Here is a 13,448-nt window from a genome sequence, read left to right as displayed (position 1 = left end):
TGAGAAGATTAGAAAAGATTTAATCATTTTAATCTGTGAAATCTGTGGCAAAACAATTTTCTAATTATCAAATTGACACATTATCTAATTCTTCTTGTTCGCCTCAGACGTCATTCTCTTAATCAAATCGGTTTCAGCTTTTATATATGGCGTTCCATCTGTGTGCAATACATCGTGAAACCAAAGTTTTGGCTCTGCAGTGTAAGTTTTAGTCCAGCTGTCCCAAGCGTATTTAGTTTGTGTTTTTCCGTCTACAAATCCCCAGTTGATCATTCCTACGTTGTATTTTCTCGCAAGAGGCAAAAAGCCTTCAAAAGTGCTTCCGTTTGGTCTTGCCATGTATTCTGTACAGATTAATGGTTTCCCGTAACGCTGTAATTGTTTGATGACTTTCTCAAAATCCTGAGGTGTGTTGTAATTATGGAAAGAAACAATATCAGATTGTTCAATCTGCATTTTGTGCATTGGCTTCATTTTTGCTTCATCGCTCCAATCTCCAACCCAAACTCCAGAAGTCAAGGGTTGTGAAGGATTGCTTTCTCTCGCCCATACAAAAACATCTTTTAAAAGTGGCAGAATCAAATCGACTTTGTTTTTAATTTCTACTTTTTCGTAAGACGGTCCCGTCATATTATCTGGTTCGTTCCAAACATCCCAGCCTAAAATACGTTTGTCGTCTTTGAACTTTGCAACAGTTTCTTTTACATATTTTTCCAAACGAGGATAGTGCGTTTTATCCTGAAGCGCTTTTTGTCCCGGAGCCTGTACCCATCCTGAATTGTGCGTATGCGGTTTTGGCGCACGTTGTTTTCCTAAAGCAGGAAACGGATCCCAACAAGAATCAAACAAAACAAAAAGAGTTTTAATATGGTGTTTGTCTGCGATTTCTAAAAAAGTGTTCATGCGCTTGTAAAGACCTTCAGCATCTTGCTGATGTAATAAATCATGCAAATACACTCGCATAACGTTCATGCCTAAATTTTCTGCCCAACCCAATTCCTGATCAATTCTCTTCGGATCGAAAGTATCTTCCTGCCACATCTCTAACTGATTTATAGCGGTGCTAGGAGAATAATTTGCGCCTACTAGCCACGGCTGTTCTGCATACCATTCATTGGCCTGATCTTTTGTCCAGATTTCTCTTTTTTCTATTGATGCGGTTTCGCTTTTATTTTCTTCAGGATTACTTTTTTTATTGTTGCAGCTAAGCAATACGAGTCCTGCTAACATAAATGTCAGACACAATTTTACTTTCTTCATTTCAATTTTATTTTTTTTGAACGATTGTTCTTTATAATAAGGGAATCAGACTTGTACATCTGATTCCCATAAAATCAGTTTTTAACCATTGGATGAAATTGTTTTTAACACATAGATACATAGCTCTTCTTTACGCATAAAGGCGTTTCACTTAGATAATAAACATAGACTATGTGTTAAAGCTTGCTTTTTCTACAACCTTAAGCAGAAGCAATAAAAACTATGTTTGTATGTGTTAAAATTAAATTCTGTTCAATTTCACCAAATACATATTGTTAATATCCAGAGTTTTGCTCTAGATTTGGATTATTATCTACATCACTTTGCGGAATTGGCATTCTATGATTTTTACCAACTGTGAAGTTTTTAAAATCTGAATCACGAAGTGCAATTTTATCAACAGAAGTTTGAGTGTCTAAATCTCCCCAACGTTTTAAATCTTCCCATCGAACACTTTCTCCACACAATTCCAAAACTCTTTCCGTTTTCAAACGCTCTAAGAATTTGTCATGATCGGTTCCAATTTCAGGATGTGCTGTTGCCAATGTATTCATGTTTGCACGAGCTCTTACTAAATCTACATACTGATACGCTTCAGCAGTACTTCCCAATTCGTTTAAAACTTCCGCGTAGCGCAATAAAATATCCGCATAACGAACCAATCTGTAGTTTACCTGACTGTAATAATCTTCGTTATTTCTGTAATAATCACGGCTCCCTTTTCTAAACCAAGCTTCATTATTGTTCCACTCCCAGTTTCTTCCGTATGTTTTGTCTCCAAAATCAGCTAATAACTGAGGATAGAATAAAGTCCATCTTAACCTTTCATCCAATTTTCCGTCTTTATTGTTTTCTTGTTTAAAAGCATCTACTAACCAGATACGCGCTTGCCCGTCAGACCATCCAATTCCTCTTGGCGCAAAAAACTGAGAACGGTTGCTCGAAACTGCGGCATTTTGTGCCTCATCAGTTCCGCCTTTTCTTTGGTCTCCAAATTGAATTTCAAAAACAGATTCTCCGTTGTTTTCATTTGTATCCGTAAAATTATCTCTGTAGTTAGACACCAAACTGTACTTCGCTCCTGCTCCAGAAATTAAAAACTCCAGAGCTCCTTTTGCTTCAGGCCATTTGTGCTGCTGCATATATACTTTGGCAAGAAAAGCTTTTGCCGCACCTTTGTCTGGTCTTCCTAACTGATCAGCTGCCCAATCTCTTGGTAAATCTTCAAAGGCTTCATTCAAATCTTTTTCTACTTGCGCCCAGATTTCGGCTACTTTTACTTGTTTTGGCAAATCTGCTGGCGTAGACGGATCTAAAACCAACGGCACATCTTCCCAAATTACAGCTGCGTAGTAATAATGCAGGGCTCTAAAGAATTTTGCTTGTGCGATAATTTTCTTTTTATCATCTTCATTCTGAAAAGTGATATTCGGAACATTGGCCAAAACCTGATTGCATCTAAAAATGGCTTTGTACGTATCTCTCCACGTTACAGCATTTCCTTCCCAAAAATTATAATTGATATAATTGAATCTTGTCCAATCTGCCAATTCTGTCCACGGACTTACGCTATAACCTTCGTCAGAAGTAAGATCCAGACGAAAATAAATCCATCTGGCCCACAAACCGTCTTTGTAAAACATGGCATAAATAGAGTTTACACCGGCTTGTGCATCGCTCTCCGTTTTCCAATATTGGTCTACTGTAATATCATTTGGGCTGTTTAAGTCTAATTCGTTTTCACAAGCGGTAAAAACAAGACCTAAAAAAGCTGCGGTTATTATGATTATTTTTTTCATTACGCTATTTTTTTAATTAAAAGCTAAATTCTACACCAAAAGAATAAGTCTGAAGATTCGGGAAAGAACCATTATCAACACCTCTTTCAAAAATTCTATTATCACCCGTATTGCTAAACTCAGGATCTAAACCTTTGTATTTCGTGATTGTTAGAATGTTTTGTGCAGATAAAGTCAATCTTGCTCTTGTAATTCCTGATTTTTCTAAGACACTGCTTGGAAGATTATAACCAAAACCAATGTATTTTAGTCTGATGAAATTGCCGCTTTCTAAGAAACGGTCACTATCTCCTCTTGAATTTAAAGTTGAACCTTTTGTAACTCTAGGAAAATCAGTATTTGGATTTTCAGGTGTCCAAGGCTGAATACCTTTTCTGTAGTTACTATTGTCATCAAAACGATCGACAACACTTCTAAATCCGTTGTAAACTGTAGCTCCGTTTGAAGCAATCCAGTTCATCGAAAAATCAAAGTTTTTATATTCAGCTCCCGCATTTAACCCCATTTCAAATTCTGGCCACGGGCTTCCAACAATCGCTTTGTCTTCGTTTGTAATTTGCCCGTCTCCATTATTGTCTTTAAAACGAATGTCTCCAGGCACAGCGTTTGGCATAATAACTTTCCCGTCAGCATTTTTGTAATTGTCAATTTCCTGCTGATTTTGGAATAATCCATCCGTTTCCAAAACATACCACATTCCTACTGGGCTTCCGCTGCGAGTCATTGTGTTTCCAATAATGTTTTCGTTTTGTCCGTTACCTAAAGAAACCAGCTTATTATTTACTTTTGTGAAGTTTACCGAAGCATTAAAAGAAAACTCATTGATTTTTTTGCTGTAAGCCAGTTCAAGCTCAAAACCTTTATTTTCTACCGTTGCAGCATTAGAAATCGGATTTCCGCCATCGTTTCCTGTAGTCAATAAGATTGGAAAACCAAATAATACATCTTCTGTGCGTGCAATGAAATAATCTGCTGTAAGGCGTAAATCGTTATTTAAAACTCCTAAATCCAATCCAAAGTTGGTTTGTTTTAATTTCTCCCAACGCAATTGTGAGTTAGATAGCTTTACCTGAGTTGCAGAAGGATATAAAGTTTGGTCTTTACCTAAAACCACCTGTCCGAAATTATTAATGAAGCTTTTAGATTCGTATTCTCTAATATTTCCAGAACCTAATTCACCATAACTCGCTCTTAGTTTTAAATCTTTAATAAATTCCGATTTAAAAAAAGATTCGTTGCTAATTCTCCATCCCGCAGAAATAGAAGGAAAATTACCCCATTTATTACCATCGCTGAATCTTGAAGATCCGTCACGTCTGATTACGGCATTAAACAAATAGCGGTTATCGTAATTGTATTCTAACCTTCCTAAATATGAAGTTAAAGCCGCTTCGTTAATGAAACCTCCAACAACTGGTGAATCTCCTTGGTTTAAAACCTCATAATACTGTCCAGTTCCAGAATTCATTGGAAGATTTCTTTTAGTTCCGTAAATCTGATCGTAATTGTCTTTTTGATACGTCTGACCCACTAAAAGCGTAATGTCATGTTTGCCAAATTCTTTTTTAAAAGTCAGCGTGTTTTCAAATAATAAAGTTTCTGATCTTCCTTTATTTTGATCGGTTTGAGAAGGATCTTGAGGTTGGTTTAATGTCCAGCTTCCTTTTTTTCTCATGTATTTATAAGAATCGAAACTCGTTTCATACCCAAAATTGAAACGGTATTTCAGCCAAGGCACAAACTTTAATTCTGACCAAATGTTTCCTCTAATTCTAAAATTTTGATTAGTCACGTTAGAAAAATCAGCCAACGCTAGAGGGTTTGTTCCAAAAGTATCGGCAACACCTTGTTTTCCGTAGCCATATCCGCCAGGATTAGATGGATCGTAAAGCGGAATTGTTGGCGTCATTCTGTAAACATCGATAATTGGATTTCCAGACATTTCATCTGTTTTCGCATTACTTATGGCCAAATTTTCTCCAATACTGAAAATTCCTTTTGTACCGCTTGAATTGACACGGAATGAAATTCTGTCAAAATCGGTTCCGATAACTGTTCCTTCATTTCCAAAATAATTTCCAGACATAAAAAAAGTCGAATTCTCATTTCCGCCAGAAAAACTTGCATTGTAATCCTGAATTATTCCCGTTTGAAAAGTTGCATCCTGCCAGTCTGTATTAACAGCCATATTTAAGTTTTGTCTCGGAAATCCAGCATTATCATAAGCCATGTTGTTGTATTTGGCAAATTCCTCAGTTCCCATCAAATCGTAGCGAGGCATAACCTGAAGACTGCTTTTTGCTGATACTTCAACCTGAAGCGGTCCTTTTTTACCTTTTTTCGTCGTAATGATAATTACACCATTTGCAGCTCGAGAACCGTAAATCGCTGCTGCAGAAGCATCTTTTAAAACCTGAATCGATTCAATGTCATTCGGGTTAAAGTCTCTGTTTGCAGAAGTCACCAAACCGTCAATTACGTATAGTGGGTTTGTATTTTGAAGATTTTTAAGTCCGCGAATTTCAACATTGGCTTCTTGTCCTGGGCGTCCGCCACCGCGAACTTTAACTCCTGTAACCAAGCCTTGAAGCCCGTCTGCAACTGTCGTAACCTGTCTTTTCTGAATTTCGTCTGGTTTAACTAACGCAACAGCTCCCGTAAGGTCTTTCTTCTGCTGCGATCCGTAACCTACAACCACTATCTCCTCGAGTTTCATGGCATCTTCTGCCATTGTAACATTTATAGAAGTTTTGTTATTGATTGCAATTTCGATTGTTTTATAGCCCTGCGAACTAAAAACTAGTGTCTGATTTCCATTGGCTGAAATTTTATAACTTCCGTCAAAATCAGTAACAGCACCATTTTGAGTTCCTTTTATCAAAACATTTGCAAAAGGAACCGCTTGTCCGTCTGCGGTGGTTACTTTTCCCGTAACATTGATTTGCTGGGCAAAAGCAGACTGCAGTAATAAACTAAAGAAAACCAAGAGGTAATATCTCTTCGTTAAAAAGTGAGTGAACTTTGTTTTCATTGATTTTTGCATTTTAGATAGTTTTATTTCTTTTTGTGGTTTGGTTTAATGAAATATTGCTCTTTTTTTAATCGTCTGGAATACGGGCAAAAAAAGAACTAATATTCTTTGGTTGTAAAAAATTGTTCATTTTGTTTCAAAATTATTAATGGTTAGATTTTTCAAACTTTATTTTATTGATAGTATATTTTTATCCTTAAAAAATTATCAATATCGCTTATTTGAAAATTCAAAGTAGACGCTTTTTATTCAAAATAAAATGCTTCATTTGTGTCAATATCTCTCTTAAATGATTCAAATTGTATTAAAAACAGTCCGTTTTCATTCAGATGCAACATTTTGTAGAATATTGAGACGATATGCAGAAATATTGATTTTAGCCTTAAAAACAGACCTATGCGTAAATTCTTTCTTTTTTTATATTTCAGCTTTTTTTCGATAAATTTTTCGAATGCGCAAGATTATTATTTTAAACATTTTCAGGTTGAAGAAGGACTTTCAAACAACACTGTTTTAACCTCAATTCAGGATAATGATGGTTTTATGTGGTTTGGAACCAAAGATGGTTTGAACCGCTTTGATGGCTATCGTTTTAAAACGTACAGAAGCAATGGAGATCCGATACATAGTTTAGGAAGCAATTATATACAGTCGCTGCACGAACATAACGGTACGATCTGGGTTGGAACTGATAAAGGTTTGTATCATTACGACAAAAAGCACGACAACTTTACGATTTTGAATGAAGCCATAAATGATCGTATTAATGACATCAATCACGACCAGAAAGACAACATTTGGTTTGTTTCGGGCAACATTTTGTATAAGTATGCACCAAAAAAGAGAGAAACAACCACTTTTAATCCGAGCAAATATTTTATCACAACTTCGATTACAAAGGATTATAAAGGCGAAATCTGGGCTTCTTCTTTAAATAAAATTTATCATTATTCGGAAGAAAACCTTTCTTTTGAGAATATTCCATTAAATCCTCCGGCAGATAAAGCTAATTTTAGAATTACGGTTATTTATGCCGTTGATCGCGAAAATATCATAATCGGTACACTCGATCACGGTGTACTGCTATATAATAGAAAAGACAAAACCACAAGTGAACTTAAATTTGGAATCAAAGAACCGGTTTTCGTGCGTCAATTCAGAAAAAAAGGCAATGATGAACTTTGGATTGCAAGCGAATCAGGCGTTTATGTTTATAATTTGAAAACCAAAACGGCTATAAATCTTAAAAAAAAATACAACGATCCCTATGCGATTTCAGACAATGCGGCCTACTCGATCACTATCGATAAAGAAAACGGAATCTGGATTGGAACGTATTTTGGAGGTGTCAATTACCATCAGAAACAGTATACACAGTTTAAAAAGTATTTTCCGCAGAACAATCAGAACTCCATCAGCGGAAGCGCAGTTAGAGAAATTCACAAAGACGATCACGGCGATTTATGGATCGGAACCGAAGATGCGGGCTTAAATCGTTTTAATCCGAAAACACAAAAGTTCACTACTTATCCGGTTTCTTATTATAATATTCATGCTTTAATGCCTCGAAAAGATAAAATCTGGGTCGGAACTTTTGAGCATGGTTTGGATGTTCTAGACAGAAATTCTGGCGCAATTATCAAACATTACAGCGCAAATGACGGCCAAAGCGGATTGCATAGCAATTTTATCTTTTCTTTTTATGAAATGAAAAACAATGACCTGATTGTTGTAACGACATCTGGACTTTACCGTTACAATGAACAAGCCGATAATTTTGAAATACTGAAATTCTTTCCAGAAACTTATCATTATACGAATATGAAAGAAGACAGCGATGGCAATCTCTGGGCTGGAAGTTACCGCGACGGATTGTTGTTTTATAATCCGAAAACAAAGAAAAAAGAAGTTTTTACGTATGATTATAAAAATCCAAAAGGAATAAGCAACAACACAATAAATGCCATTTTTGAAGACAGTTCAAAAAACCTATGGATTGCCACCGAAAACGGACTGAATCTCGTAAACAGACAGAACCACACTTTTACCAAATTCACAACCAAAAACGGAATGCCAAGCAATGTTTTCTATTCTATTTTGGAAGATGATTCGAAAAATCTGTGGCTGACAACTTCCAAAGGTCTGGTAAAATTTGGTCCAGATCATAAAGCAATCAAGATTTTTACCACCGCTAACGGATTATTGAGCGATCAGTTCAATTACAATTCGGCTTTTAAAGATGCAAACGGCGATATGTATTTTGGAAATCTAAACGGAATGATCAGTTTCAATCCGAAGCATTTCAGCAAAAATAAATACACGCCTTTTATTTACATTACCAATCTTCAGATTAATAATAAGGATATTGAGGTAAATAGCCCAGACTCTCCTATTTCGCAATCTATTTCGTTTTTGGACGAACTGGAACTCAACAACAGCCAGTCGACTTTTAATTTGGAGTTTGCTTCTTTAAACTATACCGCACCAGAATTGACCGAATATTGGTTTCAGCTCGAAAACGTCAATAATGACTGGGTTTATTTAGGAAGAAACAACAAAGTTTTCTTTACCGAACTGGCGCCGGGCGATTATGTTTTTAAAGTAAAATCCTTGAATAGTTTTGGGGTTTGGAGTAAAGAGATAAAACTCAAAATTACCATTCTGCCTCCATTTTATGCCAGCACTTATGCGTATATATTGTATTTTATCTTATTCTGCGCCGGATTGTATTATATTATCCGTTATTCTCAAAATCTGACTCAGATTAAGAATAACCGCAAAATAAAGCATTTAAACGACGAAAAAGAGAAAGAGATCTATCAGGCAAAAATTGATTTTTTTACGAATGTAGCGCACGAAATCAGGACGCCTTTGACTTTGATTAAAGGTCCGCTGGAAAAGCTTTTAGGTATGAAATACGAATCGGAAGAAGTGCCTCAGCATCTTTCGATCATGAAGAAAAACACTTCGCGTTTATTGAAACTGGTAAATGAATTACTGGATTTTAGAAAATCTGAAATCGGCGGTTTGAAGTTGACTTTCGTCGAAGCGAATATTTCTTCGATGGTTCGAAATTTCCATTTGAGATTCAGCCAGCTAATTGAAGAACGCGAACTGGAATTTCAATTGGAGTTAGGCGAAAAAGACATACATGCTTTTGTTGATAAAGAAGCTTTCAAAAAGATTTTGAGCAATTTGATCAACAACGCTATTAAATATTCGAATAAAAAGGTTTTCATTTCTTTATTCAGAGATGAAAAGAAACTCCATTTAATTGTAAAAAATGACGGAAATGTGATTCCAATTCATTTAAAACACAAGATTTTTGAACCGTTTTTTAGAGTTGACAACAACAGTATCGCTTCAGGGACTGGTATCGGACTTTCGTTAGCGCATTCTCTAGCGCAGTTACACAACGGAAGTTTAGAATTGATTGAAGACGCGAATTACAATATCTTCGAATTGGTTGTTCCTTTGCATCAAGAAGAAGAATTTATGCTTTACGCCGATGCTGAAAAAGAACAGACGGAAAATGAAACTCCAAAAGCAACTGTTGAAATTAAAAACGAAAAAGCTCAGATTTTGGTGGTGGAAGACAATGAAGATCTTCTGAGTTTTATTACTACTGAATTGGCTGGAACTTACACTGTTCTAAAAGCAGAAAATGGCGAAGAAGCCATCAAAATCATTCATAATCAAAACATCCAACTGGTCATTTCTGATGTGACTATGCCAATTATGGACGGAATTGAAATGTGTAAAAAGATTAAAACCAATCTGGAAACGAGTCATATTCCAGTAATTCTTTTAACAGCTAAAAATTCGCTGAAATCACAAATCGACGGACTTGAAGTTGGTGCAGACGCTTACGTAGCAAAACCTTTTTCTATGGATTATCTGAAAGTGCAAGCCAACAATCTAATCGAAAACCGCAGACAGATTATGAATTATTATGCAAGTTCTCCACTTTCTCACATTAAAAGCATTGCCCATAATAAAACTGACGAAAAGTTCTTGAAAAAACTCGACGACGAAATTCTTAAAAACATTACCGATCAGGATTTAAGTGTAGAATCGCTTGCCGAAATCATGAATATGAGTCGTTCGACTTTATACCGAAAAATTAAAGACATTACAAATCTCAGTCCGAATGAATTAATCAATATCGTAAGACTAAAAAGAGCTGCAGAACTATTATTAAACGAAAACTATAAAATGTACGAAATCGCAGAAATGGTAGGCTATAAATCGCAAACTAGCTTTGGGCGAAATTTCCAAAAGCATTTTAATATGTCGCCAACGGATTATATCAATGCAAATAGATAAGTTTTTTAAGTAGCTTAAATAACTCTCGCAAAGTCGCAGAGACGCAAAGTTTTTTTTCGCTTTATGGTTTTATGAAAAATTCAATACAATTTTTCCGTAAGGTTTTATTTATCTGTTTTATAAAACATAGCTCGGGGTTTCAACCGAGGGAACACAACGTAAATTACACAATGTATTTCTGGGCGTTTCCGCGGTTGAAACCGCGCGCTATGTTTTAAAATTGGAATTTTTTACTATCGCTCTGTGACCTTTTAAAATAAAATGTAACTCCAAAACTTTGCGTTTCTCTTCGTAAATCCTTTGCGAACTCTGCGTTAAAAAGACTACTTAATCCCTAGCAACGAATACAATTCCTCTTTTTTATTCAACGCCGCAGAAATGGTTTTTCCATCAATCAATTCGACCACGTTTCCGTTGAGACTTCTCACCGCTTCGAGATTTAGAATAAAAGAACGCTGCACCCGAAAGAACATGGGCAGTTTCAGCACTTCTTCCATTGACTTTAATGTTCCTAAAGTAGTGTACGAGCCGCCATTAATAACAAATTTCAGATAATCGCCCTGCGCTTCGACATAAAGAATTTCACTCAAAAGAATTTTAATCAGTTTTCCATCCGATTTAATAAAAATACGATCGGAATTGATTTGATGAACCGAAGTTGTTTTCTTTAGTGAAAGATATTCTTTGGCGCGATTTACCGCCTTCAAGAAACGATCAAAACGAACGGGTTTTAACAGATAATCGACTGCTCCGGTTTCAAAACCTTCCAAAGCAAAATTGCGATGTGCCGTGATAAAAATAATAACTGGAGCTTTCGTAAGCGACTGCGCCAATTCTAAACCATTAAATTTAGGCATTTCGATGTCGCTGAAAATTATATCAACTTCATTTTCCTGCAGAAACAATAATGCTTTAGAAGCTTCTGCAAACGAGTCTTTTAGTTCCAGAAACGGAATTTCAGCAATAAAAGATTCGATAATATCTCTTGCAATTGGTTCATCGTCTACAACAATGCATGTCAGTTTTTCCATTATTTTCTTAAAACTATTTTTAAATCGACTTTAAACGAGTTTTCCAGTCTTTTAATTTCTAATTTATATTGATCGGGATACAGCAATTCTAAACGTTTACGGGCATTCTCTACTCCTATTCCGCCAAAATCAGAATCATTTTCCGTTGCTTCCGAATCGTTCTCTAAGCTAAACCAAAAATTATTGTTTTCCATCTTAATGTCGAGTTTTACAAAAGCATTTTTGCTTTTTAAACCATATTTAAAAGCATTTTCAATAAAAGTAAAGGTTAGAAGCGGTGCAACAAAAAGTCCTGCAGTTTGTCCTTCAATAGTAACTTGAATATTGGCATCATCTGCATAACGCATTTTTTCTAAAGCGATATAATTTTTGATGAAATCCAATTCTTTTTCCAAACGGACAATTTCGGTATTCGATTCGTAGAGCGTGTAGCTCATAATATCCGAAAGATTCAAGATTAATTCTGGAGCCAGATTGTCTTTTCTAACCGTTAATCCGTACAGATTATTTAAGGTATTAAATAAAAAATGCGGATTTAACTGTGCTTTCAGAAAGTCTTTCTCAATTTGAATATTCTGAATTTCTAAAGCTGTTTTTTCTCTTTCAATTTGAAATTTCTTGTTGTACAATTTCGTGATTTCTACCAATATTTTAGCAAAACAAAAAGGCGAAAGCAATGAGATAATAATTATGGTCTGCGAAAGCATTCTTTTTGGAGAAACTGCTTCTAGAAAAGTTTGGTTTGCACTCTTTTTAATGACATCTTTCAGTTCTCCAAAAGTAATTTCAAAACCTAAAGCATGATATAACAGTGAAATAAAATACGTTGCCGCCATCCAGACAAATATGGAAACTGGAAAAACCAATAGCAGCAGCATTATAATTCGGGTTTTACTTCCTGAAAATATCTTTGGCAACAGTAAATAGAACAGCATATAAAACACAATCATATTTACCGCAGCCATTCTCAATGTAAGCAGAACGGCATCAAAGTACATTAAATGATAGCCAATAACATAACTTAGAAAGAGTAATACAGCAAACCCAAACCACATAAAAACGTGCAATAAAATTCGATTTCTTTTAGTGAAAAAGTGATCAAAATTCAGCGGCGCCATTTTATCTAAAAAAAATCCCGAAGTCGATGTGGTATTTGGCATGTAAAAGATTTGTAAAGCAGTTTCAAATATAACTTTAATTTGGCAGGTTTTATAAAATTCTAATAACCGCATTGATCAAATTAATCGTGTTATGCCCTAGAATAGAATAAATAAGATTTCCAGAAAACTGTCTTAAAATACCAACGCTTAATGAAGAAATTAAGGTTAAGTATACCATTGTAATAATATCTAATTTTAAATGTAAATCCTGATCCAGAATTGCTCCGTGAGAAACTCCAAATAAAACCGTTACGATAACAAACGCCCAGCCAAATTTAATGCCTCGATAGTTCCATGTTGGCGCAAAAGCTTTGTCTAAAAGCCACAAAGAGATTCCTCTAAAAAGAATTTCTTCTGTTAATCCAGGCATTGTGGCTTGAAAAAGAAAAGTTTCTAGATTGAAGGCATTTCCTTTTGGAAATAAAATGAGCTTAAAAATAATGTCGAACAAAGTGAATCCGAAGAAAACCAATAATCCGAATTTCAAGCTTGCTTTTGAATTGGTTTTAGAAGTAAATCCGATTTTAATTCTTTCTTCTTTTGATACTGAAAAGATTATAAGCAATCCTAAAACTAAGCTCAGAAATTTTCCTGCCCAATTGAACTTTAAATCAAGATTTATGAGTTGTTTTCCTGAAGCCTGTAAAAATACATCTGCAAGAAAATATAAAATAAAGAATCCTAAATATTTTAAATTCGGTTTTTCCGATTTGAAACACGCGATCACAATAATCGGAGCGATTAACAAAATCCAAAGAAGAGGTGTAAATAATGACATAATTTTGATTTTTAAGGTTTTAATTTTGATCAAAAGTATATCGCGAGTATATCAATTAAAATT

General features: G+C 35.2%; 7 protein-coding genes. 1 reads left to right on the top strand and 6 read right to left on the bottom strand.

Translation table 11 applies throughout. The annotated features are described in order from the left end of the window. Window positions 1–84: 84 nt before the first annotated feature. The 3 genes from M0M44_RS15730 to M0M44_RS15720 form a co-directional block, all read right to left on the bottom strand. Window positions 85–1,260: a cellulase family glycosylhydrolase gene (locus M0M44_RS15730; RefSeq protein ID WP_248726511.1), complete on the bottom strand. Its 1,176-nt coding sequence runs from the start codon at window positions 1,258–1,260 to the stop codon at window positions 85–87. Window positions 1,261–1,535: 275 nt separating this feature from the next. Beyond that, window positions 1,536–3,059 (bottom strand): RagB/SusD family nutrient uptake outer membrane protein, encoded by a 1,524-nt coding sequence (locus tag M0M44_RS15725; RefSeq protein WP_248726510.1) that lies wholly within the window; start codon window positions 3,057–3,059, stop codon window positions 1,536–1,538. 16 nt (window positions 3,060–3,075) lie between these two features. After that, window positions 3,076–6,090, bottom strand: a complete 3,015-nt coding sequence (locus M0M44_RS15720; RefSeq protein WP_248726509.1) for a SusC/RagA family TonB-linked outer membrane protein — start codon at window positions 6,088–6,090, stop codon at window positions 3,076–3,078. Window positions 6,091–6,486: 396 nt separating this feature from the next. On the opposite strand from M0M44_RS15720, the gene M0M44_RS15715 reads away from it, so the two are divergent. Further along, on the top strand, window positions 6,487–10,416 hold the full coding sequence (locus tag M0M44_RS15715; RefSeq protein ID WP_248726508.1) for a hybrid sensor histidine kinase/response regulator transcription factor: 3,930 nt from the start codon (window positions 6,487–6,489) through the stop codon (window positions 10,414–10,416). Between the two features lie 323 nt (window positions 10,417–10,739). Here the strand turns inward: M0M44_RS15715 and M0M44_RS15710 are convergent, their stop codons facing one another. Genes M0M44_RS15710 through M0M44_RS15700 form a run of 3 tightly spaced genes read right to left on the bottom strand, consistent with a single transcriptional unit; the run spans window position 10,740 to window position 13,385 of the window. After that, a complete protein-coding gene (locus tag M0M44_RS15710; protein ID WP_248726507.1) occupies window positions 10,740–11,447 on the bottom strand; it encodes a LytR/AlgR family response regulator transcription factor in 708 nt (235 codons plus the stop codon). Continuing rightward, window positions 11,447–12,607: a sensor histidine kinase gene (locus tag M0M44_RS15705; protein ID WP_248726506.1), complete on the bottom strand. Its 1,161-nt coding sequence runs from the start codon at window positions 12,605–12,607 to the stop codon at window positions 11,447–11,449. The genes M0M44_RS15710 and M0M44_RS15705 overlap by 1 nt, the downstream gene beginning before the upstream one ends. Window positions 12,608–12,656: 49 nt before the next feature. Beyond that, window positions 12,657–13,385, bottom strand: a complete 729-nt coding sequence (locus M0M44_RS15700; protein WP_248726505.1) for a CPBP family intramembrane glutamic endopeptidase — start codon at window positions 13,383–13,385, stop codon at window positions 12,657–12,659. Window positions 13,386–13,448 lie beyond the last annotated feature (63 nt).

The sequence above is a fragment of the Flavobacterium humidisoli genome, assembly GCF_023272795.1.
In the GTDB taxonomy this organism is placed as follows: domain Bacteria; phylum Bacteroidota; class Bacteroidia; order Flavobacteriales; family Flavobacteriaceae; genus Flavobacterium; species Flavobacterium humidisoli.
Note: the sequence above shows the minus strand (reverse complement) of the source record. Positions and strands in the feature narration are given on the sequence as shown.

Bases quoted from the DNA above. Each gene is read 5' to 3' on its own strand.
- M0M44_RS15715 (WP_248726508.1), top strand. From the start codon at position 6,487: ATGCGTAAATTCTTTCTTTTTTTATATTTCAGCTTTTTTTCGATAAAT.
- M0M44_RS15710 (WP_248726507.1), bottom strand. From the start codon at position 11,447: ATGGAAAAACTGACATGCATTGTTGTAGACGATGAACCAATTGCAAGA.
- M0M44_RS15705 (WP_248726506.1), bottom strand. From the start codon at position 12,607: ATGCCAAATACCACATCGACTTCGGGATTTTTTTTAGATAAAATGGCG.
- M0M44_RS15725 (WP_248726510.1), bottom strand. From the start codon at position 3,059: ATGAAAAAAATAATCATAATAACCGCAGCTTTTTTAGGTCTTGTTTTT.
- M0M44_RS15700 (WP_248726505.1), bottom strand. From the start codon at position 13,385: ATGTCATTATTTACACCTCTTCTTTGGATTTTGTTAATCGCTCCGATT.
- M0M44_RS15730 (WP_248726511.1), bottom strand. From the start codon at position 1,260: ATGAAGAAAGTAAAATTGTGTCTGACATTTATGTTAGCAGGACTCGTA.
- M0M44_RS15720 (WP_248726509.1), bottom strand. From the start codon at position 6,090: ATGAAAACAAAGTTCACTCACTTTTTAACGAAGAGATATTACCTCTTG.